This window comes from Porphyromonas sp. COT-108 OH1349 (genome assembly GCF_000768755.1).
In the GTDB taxonomy this organism is placed as follows: domain Bacteria; phylum Bacteroidota; class Bacteroidia; order Bacteroidales; family Porphyromonadaceae; genus Porphyromonas_A; species Porphyromonas_A canoris.
On sequence record NZ_JRAH01000019.1, the window covers coordinates 207998 to 229673 of the forward strand.

16 protein-coding genes and 1 tRNA gene are annotated in these 21676 nt (G+C 45.3%); 8 read left to right on the forward strand and 9 right to left on the reverse strand.

Annotated features, from left to right (window positions below):
• Window positions 1-66: 66 nt before the first annotated feature.
• The 7 genes from JT26_RS05010 to JT26_RS05040 form a co-directional block, all read right to left on the reverse strand.
• A complete protein-coding gene (locus tag JT26_RS05010; RefSeq protein WP_052110364.1) occupies window positions 67-1095 on the reverse strand; it encodes a glycosyltransferase family 9 protein in 1029 nt (342 codons plus the stop codon).
• A gap of 13 nt (window positions 1096-1108) precedes the next feature.
• Window positions 1109-1735, reverse strand: a complete 627-nt coding sequence (locus JT26_RS05015; protein ID WP_036789370.1) for a DUF4254 domain-containing protein — start codon at window positions 1733-1735, stop codon at window positions 1109-1111.
• A 124-nt stretch (window positions 1736-1859) separates the two neighbouring features.
• A tRNA-Pro gene (locus tag JT26_RS05020) sits at window positions 1860-1932 on the reverse strand.
• Window positions 1933-2055: 123 nt separating this feature from the next.
• Window positions 2056-3519 (reverse strand): DUF3868 domain-containing protein, encoded by a 1464-nt coding sequence (locus tag JT26_RS05025; protein WP_036847007.1) that lies wholly within the window; start codon window positions 3517-3519, stop codon window positions 2056-2058.
• 51 nt (window positions 3520-3570) lie between these two features.
• On the reverse strand, window positions 3571-4182 hold the full coding sequence (locus JT26_RS05030; protein ID WP_036847010.1) for a DUF3575 domain-containing protein: 612 nt from the start codon (window positions 4180-4182) through the stop codon (window positions 3571-3573).
• Window positions 4183-4346: 164 nt separating this feature from the next.
• On the reverse strand, window positions 4347-4904 hold the full coding sequence (locus JT26_RS05035; RefSeq protein WP_152566991.1) for a hypothetical protein: 558 nt from the start codon (window positions 4902-4904) through the stop codon (window positions 4347-4349).
• Window positions 4905-5066: 162 nt separating this feature from the next.
• Window positions 5067-5609 (reverse strand): hypothetical protein, encoded by a 543-nt coding sequence (locus JT26_RS05040; RefSeq protein ID WP_152566992.1) that lies wholly within the window; start codon window positions 5607-5609, stop codon window positions 5067-5069.
• A gap of 246 nt (window positions 5610-5855) precedes the next feature.
• On the opposite strand from JT26_RS05040, the gene JT26_RS05045 reads away from it, so the two are divergent.
• The 8 genes from JT26_RS05045 to purE all read left to right on the forward strand — a co-directional run bounded on the left by JT26_RS05045 (window position 5856) and on the right by purE (window position 18366).
• Window positions 5856-6803: a cation diffusion facilitator family transporter gene (locus JT26_RS05045; RefSeq protein ID WP_052110365.1), complete on the forward strand. Its 948-nt coding sequence runs from the start codon at window positions 5856-5858 to the stop codon at window positions 6801-6803.
• Window positions 6781-7419 carry a ribonuclease HII gene (locus JT26_RS05050; RefSeq protein WP_036847126.1) on the forward strand — a complete coding sequence of 213 codons (639 nt, stop codon included), beginning with the start codon at window positions 6781-6783 and terminating at the stop codon, window positions 7417-7419. Before JT26_RS05045 ends, JT26_RS05050 begins: the two co-directional genes overlap by 23 nt.
• Before the next feature lie 16 nt (window positions 7420-7435).
• Window positions 7436-8071: a WbqC family protein gene (locus JT26_RS05055; protein ID WP_052110366.1), complete on the forward strand. Its 636-nt coding sequence runs from the start codon at window positions 7436-7438 to the stop codon at window positions 8069-8071.
• An 820-nt stretch (window positions 8072-8891) separates the two neighbouring features.
• Window positions 8892-13631, forward strand: coding sequence for a translocation/assembly module TamB domain-containing protein (locus JT26_RS05060; protein ID WP_036847016.1), 4740 nt, complete (start codon window positions 8892-8894; stop codon window positions 13629-13631).
• Window positions 13615-15945, forward strand: coding sequence for a BamA/TamA family outer membrane protein (locus tag JT26_RS05065; RefSeq protein ID WP_036847019.1), 2331 nt, complete (start codon window positions 13615-13617; stop codon window positions 15943-15945). Before JT26_RS05060 ends, JT26_RS05065 begins: the two co-directional genes overlap by 17 nt.
• A 14-nt stretch (window positions 15946-15959) precedes the next feature.
• Window positions 15960-17405 carry an RNA polymerase factor sigma-54 gene (rpoN, locus tag JT26_RS05070; protein WP_036847022.1) on the forward strand — a complete coding sequence of 482 codons (1446 nt, stop codon included), beginning with the start codon at window positions 15960-15962 and terminating at the stop codon, window positions 17403-17405.
• 74 nt (window positions 17406-17479) lie between these two features.
• Complete coding sequence (gene gcvH, locus JT26_RS05075; protein WP_036847025.1) at window positions 17480-17860, forward strand: glycine cleavage system protein GcvH; 381 nt, start codon at window positions 17480-17482, stop codon at window positions 17858-17860.
• On the forward strand, window positions 17860-18366 hold the full coding sequence (purE, locus tag JT26_RS05080; protein ID WP_036789340.1) for a 5-(carboxyamino)imidazole ribonucleotide mutase: 507 nt from the start codon (window positions 17860-17862) through the stop codon (window positions 18364-18366). Before gcvH ends, purE begins: the two co-directional genes overlap by 1 nt.
• 84 nt (window positions 18367-18450) lie before the next feature.
• On the opposite strand, the gene JT26_RS05085 is transcribed toward purE, so the two are convergent.
• Both JT26_RS05085 and JT26_RS05090 read right to left on the reverse strand, forming a co-directional pair.
• Window positions 18451-20745, reverse strand: coding sequence for a leucine-rich repeat domain-containing protein (locus JT26_RS05085; RefSeq protein WP_036847028.1), 2295 nt, complete (start codon window positions 20743-20745; stop codon window positions 18451-18453).
• Window positions 20746-21099: 354 nt separating this feature from the next.
• Entirely contained in the window at window positions 21100-21510 is a 411-nt protein-coding gene (locus JT26_RS05090; RefSeq protein ID WP_036847032.1) for a hypothetical protein, read from the reverse strand.
• Window positions 21511-21676 lie beyond the last annotated feature (166 nt).

Here is a 21676-nt window from a genome sequence, read left to right on the forward strand (position 1 = left end):
AAGCCCTTAAACTAATGAGTTAAGAGCTTTTTCTTTATCCCGCAAATTTTACATATTAGTTCAGAGCTAAGAGGTAAGCTCTACAACTTTCTTATAGATCTCTTCCGAAGATATTTCGAGACAGGCATAGTCTCCTCTTCGACACGGCTTCTGACCATAAGCGGAACATGGACGACATACCAGATCGACCCCTAAAGCATCCTCCTCTCTCTGCCTATACCCTAAAAAACCGGCAGCGACATGAGTTGCTCCCCAAAGGGAAAGAACCGGAGTTTGAGCCAAAGAGGCGAGATGCATATTGGCAGAATCCATGCTTATCATAAGATCCAGAGAAGATATTTCCTCCATCTCCTCCGTGAGCTTTTTGGCTTTTGTCAGTCTGACATTCTCAAACTCCGAGGCAAGCAACGTATTTTGCTCTGTCTCTTTTCCGGGAGCACCATAAAGCACCACCTCGTATACACCCTCTTTTGACAGCAGTCCGAGCAATCCCTTTATGGTTTCAACAGGCATCATTTTTCCTTTATGCTGAGCGTATGGAGCAAGACCGATTCTGTATCTCTCCTTTTTTTCGACCTTAGGGAATGGTGCTGTTTCGGTTGTTAAATCCAATCCGGCAGCCTGCTTCAAGAGATCAAAGTACCTGTATACCATAGGATGGATATAGAGTTCCCGGGGTACTTTAGTCTCTTTTTCAGGACGAGAGAAAAGGCGTTTACGTTCTGCTCGCGGTTTTTCCAGACTCACCACTTTGTGTCCCAATATACGAAGCATCCATCTTAGCAGTTTGGTACGCAAAACATCGTGTAAATCCACAACAATAGCGTCAGGAAAATGCTGATGCAGCCTTTTAGCGAGCTTCAACAAACCAAAGAAAGATCCATCCGGATCCGGCTTGAAAGGGTAACTATCTATATTCTCCTTCGGATCAAAACCTGTCATGGAAGCCATAAAAGGGCGAGTAACCAAAGTAAAAGAGGCATCCGGCAGATGTTCTGCAAGACGCCTCATTTGAGAAAGTACCATAGCAACATCGCCCAACGCAGAGAAACGAAGGACGATGTAATGCTTTTTATGTTGTGCCGAAACAGGCATACTTTTCTATCCGTTACTTAGCACCGGCTTTGCCTAAAAGGAGCGGATTCATAGCCGGATCGTTATACATTTTCATCTGTTTATAGACTTTCATGTACTTTCGTCCTTTTGCAATATCTTCCAACAGCTCATCCACAGCAGTTGCAAGGTCTTTCTCTTGTTCGAAAAGCACTTGCAACTTCTGTTCACACGCTTTTTTATGTTCCTCCGAAGCATCTGTGCGCTTGGTTTGTTCGCGCATATGGTAGATCTTTAGCTGAAGGATAGACATTCTATCCAATGCCCAAGCCGGACTTTCGGTATTGATCTTCGCATCCTTTTCCGGGCATACATCTTTATACAGATCCAAGAAGTAGCTGTCTATAAGCTCTACAAGATCCGTGCGTTCCTGATTGGAGCGGTCTATTCTACGCTTCATTGCCAACGCCTCAACCGGATCTATATCAGGATTTCGTATAATATCCTCCATGTCCCATTGTGCATTATCTATCCAGTTTTTGGTGTAGAGATAAAACTCGATTGATCTCACTTCATACGGATTTACAATAGGAGCATCTATATCATTAGAAACACGGTAATCTGCTATCGCACGCAGAAAAACCTCTATTGCCTTCGCAGAAAAAGATGATTTAGTAAGCATAATGTTCTTATTTTCTTGTTTTCAACTTTCACAAAGGTAACAATTAAAAACAGCAAACGCCCAAGAACAGAAAAAGAAACAGAAGAGATCCTTTGCCTAAGAGATCTCTTCTGTTTTCTTAGTGTCGGGATAAGAAGACTCGAACTTCCGACCTCCACGTCCCGAACGTGGCGCGCTACCAACTGTGCTACATCCCGATGAGGAGAAATACACTCCCTCCTGTTTTACGGAACAAAGTTAGGGCATTTATTGTAAACCGACAAGCACTCCGCCTTATATTTTCTCTCTCTTGCAGAAAAAGCAGAGGTTATGACGCAGATCTACTTAATCTTCTTCAAAACAGATTTTGCCGCACCGCTTCCGGTACTTGCAGCCTTTTTCATATATATTTCAGCTCGGCTCATATCCCCTTCAAGAACGTATGCGCAAGCTATCGGATAGTAAGCCTCTTCCTTATCCGAGAGCGGAAGCAGTAGTGATAAAGCCTTTTTCCCTTCCCCTCTGTGGTGCATGAGAGATGTCGCATAGTTGATCAGAGCAATCTGTTTGTCCGGAAATTTTCTGCTGATATACTCGTATATCTCCGTCGTATCGTGTCCGGCAAGACGTTGTCTTTGAGCCAATCTGCTAAGCTCTCCGTACGAAAGATCATCTTTATGCAGACGGAACATATCCATATCCGCTTCCGGAGCATAATATCTCTCCGTGTACTTTACCACAATCGTACTTCTCCTCAACTGTGGATAAAAGTCCAATAGCAATATCCGATAACTCTTGCCTCCATCTATTCTGCGGATTGCAGCTTCCCTCTCGGTATCTCTTTTGTATTGGTCTATTGCTGCAATCACCTGCTCTTTTTTCTCCAACGAACTCTTAGCCACTGCTATTCTAAGCCCATTCCAATCTTCTCCTACGACATTCACTCTCATACGTATTCGGGATGCAAAAGCAGCGTGTCTCTCCTGTATATATATAAGGAGTGCTTCGGCTCTCTGCTTTGCCAGTGTTCTGTTCCGCTCATAATTTCCTTCCGGAGAAGCATATCCGACTATCGTAAGATCCTCACAGCTCATTCCGTCTACCTGCGAAGCATTGTGCAGAAACTCGTCCAAAGCAGAAAGTTCTCTTGCGTTATCTCCCAACTCTTGGCGAATATCATGTTTGTTCAAAACAAATTGCAAGCGACAGTCTGTCTGCCAAGCTCTCTCCTTAGGAACAGGAGGAATATCAGAATAGAGGTATTCCCATTCCAAATCTTCCGGACGAACGGAAAAGAGTTCGACATCACCCACTACCCAATAGCCCGAACGCTCTTTGAGACACTCCGCACACCCTTGCAGCACCGATCTTGCCTCTAATTGAGAGTGGTTCATCCACGATTTCAACGGCACTTTGAGGAATACCGGGATCACTCCATCCTCATAGCTCTTCAAGGGAATCACGGAAGTAAAAGGCACATCCACATCCAAACGGTTGCCCAAAGCATTCTTTCTCTTCAGCACCTTGTATCTATTGGCTCCGGCAACAGCTATCGAGGCAATCTTTTCAGACTCTCCGCCTTCGCTTCTAAGGAGAAAATCCACAAAAAGAAGATCACGAGAGCCAAGCCTAACATCGCTTACATCCATCTTCAAACTCAGCTCCAAATACCTCTCATCGCCACTCTTCCCGGCTTCAAACTCTTCATACTTTACGTTCTGCGGCTTCTGTGCATATCCCGAAGCTACTCCCAATAGCAGGCAGAGTAGCAATAGAGCCGGTTTTACTTTATCTTTCGGCATCATACTTCTTTTATCTGTGTTATGGTATCGAAACCATATCCGTTAAACAATCTGTTACTTGAGAAAAAAGATCAGGCTAAGTGCCGCTTTTGTTGGACCCACATAGTCTGCCGAACCTTTTCCTTGAGAAGCGCCACAGGTTGTACAGCGAAATTTTTCGTATTCCACTCTGGCGTAACCTATGCCCACAGAGGCTTCAAAACTCCATCTGTTGGAAAGCAGCCACTGATACCCCACACTTATACCACCTCCATAGAAGTAGCCTTCGTAACGATGATTTTTCATAACGCCGTCCCTATTTTGCAAGATAAAGTAAGGGATCTCCACGCCTCCGACATTCATCTCTCCGCCCAATGCGTGCAGACCGATATTCCAGCCGTTGAATGACTCGCAGAACCAGTAACGGAGTTCGGGTCTTACGGACCAATGGCTCCACTTTTTGGAGACATATCTCGGATGATCCGCACGTCTTTCGTACAGAAACCAGTTCATCCCGACCTGAGTATCCAGTGTCCACTTCTTTCCCAACGCAAACTCCAAAGAGAGGTTAGGCGTCCTTAGGGCATCATAAACCAAGTTGTTTTTAATCGCTACCTTCTGAGCATTAGCCATGGGAACAAGCGTTAGAACCAACAAGCAAGTTCCGATAAAATGTTTCAGTCGCATCTTCTATATTTTGGTTATTTACTTTTACAAAAGTACCCTTTTTCTTTCACACATCCTACACCTCAACTCTCTCAATGTAAAAGAGATAAAAGAATAACCCGACAGTTTCCTTATTGAAACCATCGGGCTATTCTTTTATCTTCTTAAACTCTTTTCGGTACTGCTTAGAATCTCTTACCCAAAGCTATTGCCGGGATAAAATATCCGACATCCGCATCAGAAAGAGAGCGTCCCCCTGCCATATAGATCTGGAAGCTCCATCCTTTGCTGTTTACATACTTATAGCCTAAGCCGAGACCCATACCGGCACCAAAAACATACTGATACTCTTTGCCGTTGGAATAGCGTCTTACAAGTTCTTGCTTCATGTGTCCCAAAGCACTGTTCAGCTCCACGAACATTCCGGAAGCGTAACGCTTTTCGGGGGTAGAACGCCCAAAGAAATACCATCTGAAATAAGGTCCCACAAAAGATGTGGACATACCGGAGTCTACCCAAACAGTAGGATTATACAAAGCCCTTATTCCGAATCCCATTTCCTCGTCCAACATACGCTCGTAAGTGAAGTGAGGAATCCGGGCAAAGGCAAGAGAAGAGAAGTCCACAGAGATCTCATTCTTTCTATAACCAGAAGTCTCGGATTTCACTGCTTGTTCCTGTGCAAAAATATTCGCCACAGGGTTTAAGCAGATTATAACGAGAAAAAATATCAGCTTTTTCATCTTATACATATATAGGTTCAACCTCTATTGATTTAGGTATGCCGAGAGCAAAACGGAAACTCTTTCCGGAGAAGCTCTGCACGACCACTCCCTGCAAATATAGTGTAAATATTGCTTTGGTTTGCCATCTTTCCGAAACCGGGAAAGGAAAAGAGCTTAAACCTAAAACCTAAACCCCATAGATGCTTGCAAAGCAGAGGCAGTAAATACGCTTGCAAGGATCATAGACGAACTTGATCCGAAATTAGGAAACATGGCATTTAGTGTAGGACGTATATAGAACTTCTTATACCTCAACTCATATCCCCCTCCAACATTAAAGTAATAAAAGTCGACCAGCAAACTATTCCCTGCTCTTGTTGTGTTTTTTTCCGGAGATTCCGCATGCAGGTCTTTCATTATCCAGAAATTCATTCCGGCATTCAGAAAAAAGCTTCCACTGAAGCCATTGGAATTCCCTTTATAACCGGAAAAATAGTAACGGTATTGTGGAGAAATTTGTCCGGCAAGCGATGGGAACATAAAAATTCCGGCACCGGACACCCCTGCCACATGGTGTTCCTCCAATACGGTGTACAGACCTGCATTCAAAGAGAATAATCCGACCCCTATTTCACCTTTTATTTTAACCTGTGCATTACTTTTGCCACAACAGCAAAACAGCAATATCAGAGCAGAAAATAGTACTAAAAAACGCTTTTTCATATCCTTATTATTCATTTTCAAAACTCTTTCTCGCTTATCCGAAAGAAAAAAGGTGTCCCCATGGGGATGTGCGCACTTGATAATTCTATCTATCCAAACAGCACTCCTCTTTAAGTGTCAAGGACAAAGGTAAGTATTATTCTTCCATAAAACATCTCCCATGGATATTCTTCTCGGATGAAGAAATAGAACAAGCTATGGCAAGGTTTTGAAAATTCTTACCTTTGTAACTGCAAGAAAGTGGCTATGAACGCAGTAGAAAGAAAAAAGGAGATATATAAAGTAACGCTTATAGGAGCCATAGGCAACGTGATACTTCCTGTGGTGAAAGGAGTTATAGGCGTACTGAGCAATTCGGGAGCCTTGATTGCGGACGCCGTTCACTCGGCTACCGATCTGCTTACAGACGCTGTGGTTCTTTTCTGTGCCCGTATAGCCGCCAAGCCATCGGACGATGACCATGCTTACGGACATGGCAAATACGAAGTGATAGCCTCGGCTCTCATCTCCCTTTCTCTGCTTGTGGTCGGAGCTTTTATCTTGGCAAAGAGTGTGGAAGAGCTCTATCGCTACTTCCTCGAAGGGGTCATGATAGAAAAGCCGGGCGCAATAGCCATCTGGGCAGCCTTGCTCTCCGTTGTGGCTAAAGAGATCCTTTTCAGATACACCATCCGGGTGGCTCACAGGGTGAACAGCTCTGCCGTTGCCGCCAATGCGTGGCATCACAGAAGTGATGCACTCTCTTCCGTCGGAGTGTTGGTGGGTCTGTCTGCCGCCTATTTCCTTGGAGAGGGAGCACGATTCATGGAACCCGTCTCTGCCATCTTCGTTGCGGTACTCATCATAAAGGTCGGAATGGAGATCGGTATGAACTCTCTCCGAGAGCTGTCCGAGAAGGCTCTCCCCTCCGAGACCGAACAAAAGATTCGGAAAATGGTAGAAAGCGTCGAGGGAGTATCCAATCCGCACAACCTGCGCACGCGCAGAGTGGGGCAGAGAATTGCCATCGAGGTGGACATCATGGTTGACGGACAGATGACAGTAGAGCAAGCGCATCACCTTACCGAGCTTATCGAAGCCATTTTGCGGAAAGAGTACGGAGAAGAGACCCATATCATCATTCACGTAGAGCCGAAAGAGGCAACGCTGGACAACAAATATGAGAGAGAATATGAGAGCAGACAAAACCTCTGACCTGCTTCCGTGGCTCGAAAAAGACAGAATAGAAGCCGGATGCGATGAGGCTGGGCGTGGAGCTCTTGCCGGTCCGGTGGTGGCTGCAAGCGTGATCTGGCTTCCGGACAATCCGCACCTTCTCGACCTCCTGCCCTCTTTGAACGACTCCAAAAAGCTCACCGGCAAGCGGAGAGAAACGCTGTTCGACCGGATATGCTCCTGTTCCGATGCCTTCTCCATCGTGGAGATAGACCCGGCAACCATAGATCGCATAAACATCTATCAAGCCTCCTGCCTTGCTATGAGCCGGGCAGCGGAAAATCTGAAGCTTTCCCCCGATCATCTTTTGATAGACGGCAACCGGTTTACTCCCTCTACCTTTATCCCCTATACCTGTCTGGTAAAAGGGGATGCCCGCTTTGCCTCCATCGCTTCTGCCTCTATCCTGGCAAAAGTACATCGGGACAGAGTGATGCAGAAGAGCCATGAGCTGTATCCGGAGTATGGTTTCGACAAACACGTAGGCTATCCCACCCCATCTCACAAAGCGATAATCCGAAAGATCGGCCTCTCTCCCATACACAGAAAGAGCTATAAACCTTGTATGCAGATGCTCCCCTTTCTGACGGACTGATATAAAAACAGATTCAATGATATTCCTTCCCACTTCTACCATACCCTCTATTCTCTACATCTCTTCCCTGCTTATGGGCGAGAGTGTAGCCGTATTTATAGACGAGCCATACAGCAAACAGAGTTACAGAAACAGATTCGACATCTACGGAGCTACCGGTAGAATGAGTATCTCTGTACCGGTAGAGAAATACCCCAATCCTGCTCCTCCCACTGCCCTTATAGCCATCAGCGAGCATGGAGACTGGAGAAGAGTGGCAGAGCAAAGCCTTCGTTCCGCTTACGGCTCCTCTCCATACTATGAGTTTTATGAGGAAGAGATCCTGCGGCTGCTCTATAACCCCACTCCTCTGTTGGTAGACTACAATGAGGCTTGGCTCAACTGGATCTGTCGGGAATGGCACATCACCGCTCCGATACATGTACCGGAAGATGAGATTGTATCCAACGGCACGCACCTCCAGACACTCTGCGACCGGCAGATTACCAAGCATCCGCCCATCGTCTTTCCGCACTATTATCAGACTTTTGCGGATCATCACGGCTTCTTGCCCAATCTCTCCTCTCTGGATCTCCTGTGCAACTTGGGTCCTGAAGGCATTCTTATTCTCAAAGAGACCGCTCAAAAGTGGAGAAAGCACCTTCGGCTCTGAGCTGACAAACGCCTTTTTTCTCCCTTTTATCATTTCGAGCAGCAGGATCCGGCCGTTAAGACACCGGGGGCCGCCTGTTCATTTTTTCAGCATACGAAATCGCCCTTTCGCCTACCCTGTTTTACCCCCTCTTGCATCGCTGTTTTTATATATTATATTCTTTCGGCTTAACGTGTTTAATTTTTCAATGAACACGTTTACCGATTTCATTAAACACGTTTACCGGATTCGATTAACGTGTTTAGCCAAAACAACTAAAACACTAATAATCAAACAACTACATATTTTTATCCTAAAAAGCACCTAAAAAGGCAGATTTCTTTATTAGGAAACATTTACAGGTGTGGGTGTTAAAATTTACAGCTATTAACTCGAAAAGAGCCCATCAAACGGACTGAGAAAAATTTTTATCCGAATTTGAGATTTCTTCATATCTGAATGATTATCAAAATATTATCTCAAAACAAACAAGAGGAATGAGCTGAAATCATTCCGGATAAAGTTCTACAATGAAGATTTTCTTCAATCCGTTTTTATATAAAAACTCCCACCCCGAAAGCAGACTTTTATACCCCAAGAGAGTAGAAAGTCGGCACGATCAAAAAGCGGATACAATGCATCCGAAAAGCTTAAAATCAAAATCCGCCATGCAGCTTCATGCTCCAACCCAAAGCATTTAGCACCCTATTTCTCTGTCTATCAACGCCTCATGAGCATATTTCGATAGAGACAAAAAGCGAGAAGATATGAGGGAAAATCCCGCTGCTGCTCCGATTTTTTTGCTATCTTTGTTTGAATTAAGAGCTTACGACAAACTTTTATGTCAGAACAGAGACAGCAACCAATATCCTCTCCCGACAATAACGAAGAAGCAGACCGCAAAGACCCATCTTTGCAGGAAGAGCCGCAGATCTCTCCCAAAAAGAAGAAAAGACGGCTATGGCTTCGCCTGCTACTGTGGATTGTGGGCATCTTAATCGCTTTGCCATTCCTGCTGTCCGCTCTTTTCTACATCCCCGGAGTGCAGCAGTTTGCCGCACGAGTGGCATCCGAACAGCTCTCTCCCCTATTGGGAGTGGATCTCAGTATAGGAAAGTTCCGAATCAAATTCCCTGCAAAAGTCCATCTATCGGATGTCTTCGCAGTAGATCCGGAGCAGAAAGATACGCTTGCCTCGCTCAAACGGATAGATGTAGAGATCCCCATCCCTCTGCTTCTGAGTGGAGATATTCCGATCTCCATTTTGGAGCTGGACTCTCTGCGCATTCATATGCCGATAGTGGATAGCGTACTCCGAATAGACGGATACGTGCATCAGCTTAGAGGAAGCGGACTGAAGATAAGGCTTAAAGATCAACGCATACACCTTAGAGACTTGGATCTGAATGGTGCAGACCTTTACCTCTCACTGGGAGAGATGAAAGAGAATCAGCCCCAAGACTCCGTCCCAAACAATTGGATGATTACGGCCAAAGACATAGGCATACAAGATGTTCGTTACAGCATGAGTATGGGTAGCGATACCGTTTTCTTCTCCACTTGTGTAGATAGAGCCGTCATACGAGGAATAGCTGCGGATGTAGGAAAGATGTCTTATTTTGTGCAGTATGCCCGCATAAAAGGCGGAGTGGATGTCCTTCAGCCGGTAGAAGATGTGGAGTTCCTGGCTCTTCCGTGGGAGATAGACGTGAGAGGGTACGATATCTATTACGATACGTTGAACGTCAAAGGCAATATCGCAAAAGGGCACTTCAAGTGTGCGGATCTTTGGGAAATGAAAGATCTGAAAGCGACACTTGATATAGACGAGAGACAAGCCAACGTAAAAGACCTTGAGATACGGCTAAAAAAGAGCTTCATAACGGCAAATGCTTCCGTTCCGATGCACAAATGGATGCCGGACTCCGTCGGGGAGGTTGCTCTTAATCTTTTCGGCGAAATCTATCCGGAAGATGCGGCATTCCTGCTTCCTAAAAGCTTTTCTTTGCCTGAAAATCCGATAACAATAGAAGTAGATGCGACAGGAGAGATCGAGGAAAGAGTGAGGTTCAACGGTAAGGTTGAGGCCAAAGAAGCGGTATCTCTGCTGATGAACGGCTCTGCCCGGCTCCCTCTGAACGAGAAGCGTCGAAGTGGCAACGTCCGATTGGAAGCGCAAACGAAGTCCGGACTCATGGAGTATCTGGACAAGATGGGGCTGACAAGCGACAGATGGACCATACCAAGCGATATATTCCTGTTTGCCGATGCTTCTTACCGCAACAATCTGATAGATCTCACCACCCGACTCGAAACGCCAAGAGGCTCTCTTGAAGCTGCCGGAAAGTATGGTTTGAAGTCGGAACGCTTTGAGCTTGAAACCCAAACGAACAGACTGTCGGTACAGCAATTTTTACCGAAAGACACCATTGGCGACTTACAGGCACACATCAAGATAGAAGGGCAAGGCAAAGATCCGTTCTCCCCGAAAACATTTGCACGTCTGGAGATGTCTCTCGACACTCTCACCTATAACCACAAGAGTCTGGGCAATATCGTAATGGTCTCTCAGCTCGAACAGCAGCAGCTCTTTGCGGCACTGAACTCGGAAGCGGAGGGCGTTACGCTGATGGGACAGCTGGATGCCCGGTTGGCGAAAGAGGATATAGATGCCTCTCTCCGCCTTGAGGTGGATACCATAGTGCCGTCCCTGATAGGCCTCGGCTCCGGACCGGTATTGGGCTCGACCTTCAAGCTCCTCGCTGCCGTCCGTACAGATACAAAGCAGAAGTATGATATAGAGGGAAAAATCGTGGACTGCGTCATAGAGACGGATAGAAAGATCATAAGACCGACCAACTTGGATCTTGTTGCTCGAAGCAGTGCTGAAAGTCTGATGGCGAAAGTCAATTCGGGCGATCTCGTGCTATCGTTCAACTCCAAGAACGGACTGAATGACTTTCTGAATCGCATAAAGAGTGTGAGCAAAGAGATCTCTCTGTTTACGACAGATACCACGAACAACTACTCCATAAGCCACTGGATAGAACACTATCCGGATGCGAATATCTCCTTCTCCATGGGGCGTAACAATCCTATACGTTCCTATCTGGACGAACACAGATATGGTTGGAAGAGTACCACGCTCGATATTCGCACCTCTTCCGACAGCGGACTTTCCGGAGAGTTTTATCTGAATGGCTTCCAAAAGGACACATTCAGAATAGACGAAATGGACTTAACCATATTCCAAGATACCACTATGTTTTATGCCGTAGGGGCTGTTCACAAACAGAAGTTCAGGAATCAGGATCCTTTTGAAGCGTTTGTGAACCTTACGACCAATATGAAACATGCCGAGCTTTTTGCCAATCTGAAAGATAAAGAATCGAAAGATCTGCTTCTGCTGGGCGTTCGTGCGAAGTGGAACAGAGAGGATATTACGTTTGCGCTAACACCGGATCCGCCCGTACTGGTGTACAATAAGTTCTTGAATGATGGTAAAAGCTATGTGAAGATACCGCTCAAACCGGACAAGAATATAGAGGCACACGTTCTGCTTAAAGCATCGGATGATCCGGAGAGTAAGATTCTTCTCGACACGAAATACGTGAGAGACGAATATGTTATGAACGCTTTGATACAAAAGTTTGATCTTAAGAGGATTCAGAATCTGGGAGTCGTTCCGAACATGGATGGTATCTTGAATGCAGACTTACGCTGGATCAAAGGATCGGATGGAGATAAATACATCGCTCAAGCATCGTTGGACAAGTTCCACTTCCAAAAGAATAAAGTGGGAGATATAGCGGTTATGGGAGTATATGAGCCGGTAAGCGGAGGTTCTTATGCCGCAATGGATGTACAGCTGGATGGCGTCAATGCCGCAACGGGAGAGGCATTCATCTCTAAAAACAAGGGGGTAGATCCGGTTTGGAGATTGGTTGTGAATAAGTTCCCAATCTCTAAGGCGAATCCGTTCTTACCGGACGATCTGGTCTCTCTTGCCGGAAATGTGGATGCCGAACTCTCCAATGCATCGGGAAATGGAGACATCAAGCTGATGAAGCCGACCAAGATGCAGGGTTATCTCTCCATCAAGGATGGCAGCGTGTACTCTGCTGCTCTGAACAACAGATACGGCATAGACTCGAAGCCGATCCGGATAGACAACGATAAGATTCGCTTGGACAGGTTCACGATTCAGACTCTCAACAATACTTCACTCATGTTGAATGGTTCTGTCGAACTGACCGGAGACAACGAGCTAAAACTGAACCTGCGAGGAAATGATGTACTGCTCGTAGACTCCAAGCGCACCCAACAGACTCTTTTATATGGTCGCCTCGGCGTGAGTACCGATATAAGTCTCTCCGGTCCTGCTTCTACAATGAAAGTGAGAGGTGCTCTTTCGATCAATGGAAACACGAACCTCACCTATATTCTAAAGGACTCCAAACTCTCGAAAAGAAATCGCTTTGATGGTCTTATAGAGTTTACGGAATTTAGAGACACTCTCTTTACGGCAAAAAAAACGGATGTAGACACGCTCTCATTGGGAGGATTGGATGTAACGCTCGCTCTTCACGTAGATCCGGCAGTATCTTTGGGTGCGGAGATTACCGCAGATGGCAGTAATGCCGTGCAGGTACAAGGGGGAGGAGATCTCAACTTCAGATACCCGCCATACGGGCAGATGTCTCTAAGCGGGACATACAACTTCAACGATGGATTTATTGCCATAAACCAAGCACCTATCATCTCGAAGAAGTTCAAGGTGGATAGAGGAAACTATATCTCTTGGAGTGGCGATGTGATGAATCCGTTCATCAACTTTAAGGCTACGGAACGGATCTCTTCGACAGTGGCTCTGCCGGGTGAACCGAAAAGGAAGGTCAACTTTGATGTCAGCGTCGTGGCAAAGAACAGAGTGAATGATCTTGCCCTTCTTTTCACTCTGGATGCTCCGGAAGATCTTACTCTGAGAAACAACATAGCCGCCATGACGGACGAAGAAAAGTCTCGCCAGGCTCTGATGCTCCTGTCTCTCGGTACTTACTTAGGCTCTACGCAGGCAGGTGCTTCCGGTTTTGATGTGAACAGTACGCTGATGTCTCTTGTAACAAAAGAGTTCAATGCTTTGGTGGGAGATCTTATCAATGCGGATATAAACTTAGGAATAGAGCAAGATGCCGAAGGAAAAAGAGGAACAAACTACTCCTACTCGATTGCAAAGAAGTTCTACAACGATCGTATAACGCTTCAGATCGGTGGACAGGTAGAAACAGCCAATCCGAACAAGAGTGCCAACCAAAGTTTTATAGACAACATATCGTTGGATTATAGGTTGGATCAGGCAGGCACTCACTATCTTCGTCTTTTCCACAAGAAAGACTATGAAAACATATTGGACGGTGAAGTCATCGAGACCGGAGCCGGCTATGTTTTGAGAAGAAGGCTTTACAGACTGAAAGATCTCTTCAACTTCAAGACCAAGCCAATACTCTTGAAGATACAGGAAGAGCCTGTAACGCCCGCACCTAAAGCAATAGAAGAACCGAAAGATGAGAAGAAACAATAGACGTCATAGCCTTTATGCCTTTCTGTCCATCGCTGTAATCTTTTTGATTGCAGCCTGCTCTGCGAGCAAATATGTCCCGGAAGGAGAGACGTTCTACCTTGGGATGGAAAAAATAAAAGTGGAAGAGAAGGATAAGACATACCCAAGGCACTCTTCCCGTGCACTGGAAGAAGCGGAAGATGCTCTGAAGAAAGCACCTAACGGAAGCCTTTTCGGACACACGAAGCTAAGGTTGCCGTTTACCTATGGTTTCTATTTCAATGAAAAGATAGGTAACGAAAGCAATACTTTTACCCGTTGGTTGGAGAAAACATTATCCTCAAAGCCTATCTTTGTTTCTAATGTCAATCCGTCCGGACGTTCCACCATCGCTCAGCAAATCCTACAAGAGTATGGCTATTTTCATTCATCCGTAAGTCATAATCTTATCTACAATAAAGATTCTCTGCAGGCTCTTGTCCAGTATTACGTTTCACAAGGAGCTCCTCACGTGATAGATAGTGTAGAGTACGATATTGACATTGTTACTCCGGACAGTTTGGATCTATTTTCTGCCCCGATCTCTTTGATTAAGAAAAAGCGTCCTTTCAGCATTTCAACTCTTGAAGCAGAACGAGACAGAATAGCCGGACTGTTGCAAAATCAGGGCTACTACTATTTCAGACCGGACAATATCATCTATCAGGCAGATACAACCTTGCGAGAAAAAGGTGTTCATCTGAAGGTCAATCTCTCTAATAAAGCAGATCCGAGAGCGTATCAGCCCTGGTATATAGGGAATATCAGTTATAATGTGTACGATAGTGAGCGATCTCCTCTAACGGACAGCTTGATGCTGGACGGCGTACTTTTCCGCTTCAATAAGAAGATCCCCGTAAGAGCAGGAGTGCTTAGAAGTAAGATCCGATTCATAAAAGATAAGCTGTACAATGCTTCTTATCAGAATCGCACGGTACAATCTTTGGCTACACTGAACACGTTCTCTTTCTCCGATGTGAACTACACACCTTCAGACTCTATACCGAACAGGCTCAATGTTACAATATCTTCCCAAGCGGATCTCCCCTATTACGCAGAGCTTGAAACGGTATTCAAAAGCAAAAGTAACAATCAGTTAGGTCCGGGACTATCCTTGACTCTCAACAAAAAGAATCTCTTTAGAGGAGGTGAACTTCTCTCTATGCAGGTGGGCACCAACTACGAATGGGAAACCAGAAAAAGCAATCTGCCCGGCAGTTCATGGGATATCAACAGCTACGGTATATCCGTTAACTCCTCCCTCACATTCCCTCGCATCATGCTGCCGTTCCTGCCTAAGAGATTTCAAAAGATACCTGCAACGACCTCTTTTTCCATCACCGGAGGATTTCTGAACCGCTCATCTTTTTACAGACTGGGGCAGTTTTCCGGTCGCATTGCCTACAATATCGAACCGCAGAGAGGTGTACGCCATACCATTATCCCTATCAGAGTAACCTACAATTCTCTGTTGCGCACAACGGCTAAATTCGATTCGATCATCTCTGCCAACCCGGTTCTTGCACTATCTTTCCAAGACCAGTTTATCCCGGTTATAGGATACACTTTCGGATATGAGCAGATAGACGGAGACTCTCCTCATACATTCTCCATAGAGGCATCCGTTTCGGAAGCAGGAAATATCCTCAGCACCATCTATGCGCTACGAGGAGAACCTTTCACCAAACAGAAGACATTTATCAACAATCCGTTTGCACAGTTTGTCAAAGGCTCTTTAGAGATGCGATATGCGTACAGCTGGAACAGCAAAGAGAAGCTCGCAACCAGACTTTTTGCCGGGGCTATATACAGCTATGGAAATATGTTGGTGGCACCTTATACGGAGCAGTTTTACTCCGGTGGTGCCAATAGCATCAGGGCTTTTAATGTCCGCACGATAGGTCCGGGCTCATATCGTCCCACCGAATACAGCATCTACAACTTCATGGATCGCACCGGAGACATCCGTCTTGAAGGAAATATCGAATATCGGAGGAAGCTCTTCGGAAGCCTTGAGCTTGCAACATTCATAGATGCCGGCAATATCTGGCTGATGCGAGAAGATCAAAGCCGACCGGGAGGAGTGCTCACCGGAAAGTCTTTCTTCAAAGACCTCGCTTTGGGAACAGGTTTAGGCATAAGATACGACCTCTCTTATCTGGTCATCAGATTCGATACCGGAGTGGCTCTCCATGCTCCTTATTCTACCGGGATCAATGGATACTTCAACACTTTCGGGAAGAAGATCTGGAAAGATGCTTTCTCGTTCCACCTCGCCATCGGCTATCCATTCTAAATATCTTACTCTACATGAACGACCAGAAGCTCAAACAGCGACAGACCGCCCGACTCACCTCTCGGCAGATACAGCTCATGCAGATGATCGGACTCTCCAATGTCGAGGTTGAAGATCGGATACAGAGCGAATTGGAAATCAATCCGGCATTGGAAGAAGGAGTGGAAGAGGATGACGATACAAGAAAAGAGAACGACAACGAAGAGCTTGAGCCGATCTCTCAAGATGAAATCATACTCGGCGACTACGCTTCCATAGATGATGTTCCCGAGTACAAACTCCGACAAGTAGAGCAACATCGCACGCCGCGAGAGGAGATCCCTTTCACGGAAGGAAGCTCTCTGCAAGACCATCTGCTCTCTCAGCTCTCCCTGACATCACTCTCCGGCGAAGAGGTGGAAGTGGCTCGCTACATTGTCGGAAGCCTTGATAACGATGGTTATCTGCGGCGAGATCTCCTGTCCATACAAGACGATCTTGCCATACGGATGGGTATAAACACAGATTTGGAGACCATAGAACATGTTCTAAGCGTTATGCAGACTCTCGATCCTCCCGGTATTGGAGCAGAAGATCTCCGTCACTGTCTGCTGTTACAGCTGGAAAGAAGAGAAGAAACAACTGCCGTAGCAACAGCCAAAAAGATTCTTGAGCAGATGTTTGTGCCGTTTTCCAACAGACATTACGACAAGATCATCTCTCGTCTGCATCTTACGGATGAAGAGCTGAGAGAAGCCATCCGAGTGATCACACACCTCAATCCCAAACCCGGACTCGACTTTAATACCCGTCTTGAAGAGACATTCTTTACCGTTGTACCCGACTTTATCGTGGAAGAACACGATGATGAGTTTACGGTATCCCTCAATAATGACGGGATTGCACCGGTGCGTGTCAATACAACATTCACTCAACAGATGAGCGAATACAGCGGAGACATCAGACGCATTCCGCAGCAGAAAAAAGAGGTTGCCCGGTTTGTGAAACAGAAGATAGACGATGCACGTTGGTTCGTAGAAGCTCTCCGCCAGCGTCAGAAGACACTTCTTTTTACAATGCAGGCGATAGTGGAGATGCAGAAAGAGTATTTCATCATGGGAGATGTAGCCTATCTCAAACCCCTCATCCTTCAAGATGTTGCCGATGCAACAGGTCTCGACGTCTCCACGATCTCCAGAGTAACCAGCACGAAATACGTTCAGACCCCTTTCGGAACCTTTCCGCTAAAACATTTCTTCTCGGAAGGAACAATGACCGATGCCGGAGAAGAGATTTCGACCAGACATGTAAAGGAACTTTTGGCAGAGCTGATAGAGCAGGAAGACAAGAGCTCTCCACTCTCCGATGAAGCTATGGTGGCGCAGCTGAAAGAGAAAGGACTGAATGTTGCTCGCCGTACCGTAGCCAAGTATAGAGAACAATTAGGAATACCGGTGGCAAGACTTCGTAAAGAGATATAATTTTGTATCTTTGAGGAGCTGAAAAAAGCAGAACAAATATTCACTATAACAATAAAACCAATATCATTAGAATTATGAACTTTCCAGAAAATCTAAAGTACACAAAAGATCACGAGTGGATCCGCTTAGAGGGTGATGTTGCCTTCATTGGTATAACAGACTTCGCTCAAAGCGAGCTTGGAGAAATCGTCTTTGTAGATGTAACCACTGTAGGAGACGAGCTCGAAGCAGAAGAGACATTTGGTTCTATCGAAGCGGTAAAGACTGTATCCGATCTTTTCTTGCCTGTTGCAGGAGAAGTGCTCGAAGCTAACGAAACTCTCGAAGATACTCCTGAGTTGGTCAACTCGGATCCATACGGAGAAGGCTGGATAGTAAAAGTAAAAGTTGCTAACCCTGCCGATGTAGAAGCTCTCCTTTCAGCAGCAGACTATAAGGCTCTAATCGGTAAATGATGACCCCTCGTGTAAGCATAATCATGGGTAGCACTTCAGACCTGCCCATGATGAAGAAAGCAGCCGATCTCTTGGAAGAGATGCAGGTGCCCTTTGAGATACAAGCGCTAAGCGCACACCGCACACCGCAAGAGGTAGAAAAGTTTGCTACCGAATGCGAAGATAGGGGTGTACAAGTCATCATTGCAGCAGCAGGGATGGCGGCTCACCTTTGTGGCGTGATCGCTTCCATGACTCCTCTTCCCGTAATCGGTGTTCCTATCAGCGCATCTCTTCAAGGGCTCGATGCCCTTCTTGCCATTGTACAGATGCCTCCCGGCATTCCCGTTGCAACGGTTGGAATAGATGCTTCTCTCAATGCCGCTCTTTTGGCAGTACAGATCTTGTCTGTGGGAGATCCGGAATTACGCGCTCGCTTCAAGGCTTACAAGAGGAATCTCAAGAATAAGATAGTGGAAGCCAACAAGCAGCTATCGGAGCTGAAGTATCTGCATAAAACCAACTGATACCCGGCTCGACAAACAAGAGTTTGTTATTGAACAATAAAAGGGAGAAGATCCGCATCGGATTTTCTCCCTTTATCTTTATACTTATTTGAGCTCTTTTCTTCGGATCGGTGTAGAAGAACCGGCGACATAAGGTTGAAACTTCCAGTTTTTTGCAGTGGCTATACTCACATCGGAGGTAGCATAACCATCATTATCTACAGCTTCGATAATGCCCATCTCCTTTCCCTCCCTATTGGGTAGAGCTTCATATACGGCATTCAATGCCGAAGCATCCATTTTGTTTTCCTGCATTGTAAGATAGCTCAACTGGGAAGAAGGGTCTCTGCTCAGTTTTAGAGACTTCAATTTATTATTCTGGCAAGGCAAATCGGCGATATTAGGACAAGAGCTGACATCCAGTATCTCCAGTTCATTACTCTGACACCAGAAACGGGACAACGCTTTACAGTCTCGCACATCCAAGACCGAAAGTTTATTTTCATCGCAATAAAGCTCCTGCAGAGCAACACATTTCTCTACTTTCAAAGAGGTCAGGAGGTTATTATGACATTCAAGAAGTCTCAGACTCTCATGGTTACTTGCATCCAATTCCGTCAGACTGTTATCTCCGCAATAGAGTTCTTTCAAAGAGAGACATACGGAAAGGTCCAGAGAAGAGAGCATATTCTTGTTGCACCACAGGGTATTCAATGCTTTGCAATCCTTGATATTCAAAAAAGATATGCTGTTTTCAAAGCAGTAAAGCTTCCTTAAACCGATGCAGCCTTCCAGATCCAAAGAAGAGAGTTTGTTGCCATCGCACCTTATCCTTTCAAGTGAACTATACCCTTTTACATCCAAAGAGGAGAGTCTATTTCCATGACAAGAGAGGTTTTGAAGTCTTTTATTTTCAACTATATTCAGCTCCTCAAGCTCATTTTTCGAGCATCCCAGCACGCGCAGATCCTTGCATTCGCTCACATCCAGAGCCTTAATCCCGTTATTGGAGCACCACAGAACGTTCAATTCCTTACACATACTGATGTCCAAAGAGGAGATTGCATTGTCTTCACAATCCAGATACTTAAGTCTCTTACAGAGGCTTAAATCCAAAGTGCTAAGATTATTTTCGTAAAAAGATAGCATCTCCAGACTCTCTCTTCCGTTCACGACCAATTCCTTAAGCTTGTTTCCGGAACACTCCAAAGCTGTAACAGGACCATAAATGGTGATTTTTGAAGAAGAAAAACGATACTCTTTATACTCATCGTTATTAAAGTTGTCGTCAAAATCAGCCCAAACAATATCATTTTCTCCTTCGTCCAAAAGCCCGTTACCATTCAGGTCTATCCATATCTTGGATCTGTTCTCTTCTTTCGCAGCCAAAAGCAGACGAATGGTCTGCCCCGTCTCTTTGGCGGTTACCATTGTAATAAATGGAGTATCGGTCGGGATCACATCTCGTCCTTTCATTTGTAGAGAGCGTCCTGTCCATTCTGCTCGCACTCTGTACGCCTTACCCGGTTCCATCCCGAAGGCTTTTGCCGGTTTTGAATTTTCCGAATAGATGGCTTCTTCACTGTCTGCGGACTTAACCCGGAGAAGCATGACCGGCAAACTTTTCTCAAGCGGATAAAACCACGAAGCAAACAGCCCCTCTTCTCCGGGCGCTATATTTGTAACCTTTTTCGGGGTGATAATACTTTTAGCCCCATCGGACTCTACAACTTTATTCTCAAAAAGATCGTAATGATAATATCTGTCGCCCATCGGCATATATCTCCATTCTGCTCCTCCAACTCCGGCAAGATGGCAGGAAGAGATATTCAACGCCTTATCGGATCCGTTACGAAGGCGGATGTACTCTATCGTGCCAAAAACCGAAAACATCGCCCGTACCTCTTGTTTCCCATCAGAGAGACTGACAACAGACATAACCGGGACAGACACATCCTCCAACTTCATCCCCACAATGGGTGTTATATCCATCATTATCCGTCCATCCTTCACGCTTATTCCCTCTCCCGGAAAAGATGAAAAAGCATAAAGCGTATAAGGCTTTTCTGCATCAATGGTGTTGGGAAGCTTCACTTCAAAAGTTGCACTCTTATTGTCAGAAGAAATATTCTCCAAAGGAGTTTTGATGAGCTCACTTAGAACATCTTCCTGCTTGAATAAAAGGGTCAACTCCTCCCCTCTCCTCCAACGAAGCAAGAGTTTATTGCCCTCGGTATTCTCTCCCGCTTCCGCTCTTAAAGCCGGTTCTTCGGGCATCTCGACCAAAACCTTGATGATTCTCTCCTCGTTTCCCTTTATTTCTTGAAGATCTCCTTTCCGGCAACCGCTAAGGGCAAGCAGAGCTATTAACAAGGAGATAGAGAAATGTAGTCCTTTCATAAACAAAGTGTTTTTATTGTAGTCAGATCGTTATCCGGACTCTCTTATTCTATTTTTCACAATCCGGACAGCTTTTTGCAAAGATATAAATATTCGATAAAAGGATATAAATATTTCTTTATAAAGATTCAAATCTTTGTCTGAACGAATATAATATATAAGATCAAGCCTTGATTTCGGCAAGTCGTGCTTTGATTTCTACAAATCAAGTGTTGATTTTCACAAAACAGCCCCCGGTTCGTAAAACATAATACGATTAAAGCCTTTTTACAACCCGATAAAACGAAGAAGTAAAAAGGCTTAAAAGATTTATTTTACACCAAACGACGAAAAAGAAAAGGAGCTACGACAATACTACAACTGCGACCTTATCTTTGCAGCTTTCTCTTCCCTCTCGAAAGAATAGGTTTGACTCTGTTTCGTGATCAGTTCGTACAAGAAAAGGGCTTTGCCTAAATAGAGCTTGGAAGCGTGTGGCTCCTCTCGGTTTCCGATTTCGGCTAAAATATCCGCCAGACTCTCCTGATTGTGAAAATCCAACCCCTCAAAGCCCTTTAAGTATTCGATGCTCTCCGATTCGTCTAAAAGCAAAAACTCATCCACATCGAAGTTCATCTCTTTCTTCAACATATCTTTCGACATCACCACTTCCGTCCCAATCGTGGTAGCCGTCCGATCTTTGCCCCCAAACAGATAGCCCCATATCGCTCTCATAATAACGCCGATCTTCTCAATCTCTCTCTTGATAAAATCCCTCTCTTCCATACCCTATAGCATTTAAGGTTTACTACTCTCTTAAAGTTATAAAGAATGGAAAGAAGAGACAAATCTAAGGCTATAAACAAGAAAAGAGCCTTTCTGCACTTGGCAAAAAGGCTCTCTTTATATCAGCATATTGGACAAAACAAGATGTACGCAGAACTTCTGTAAC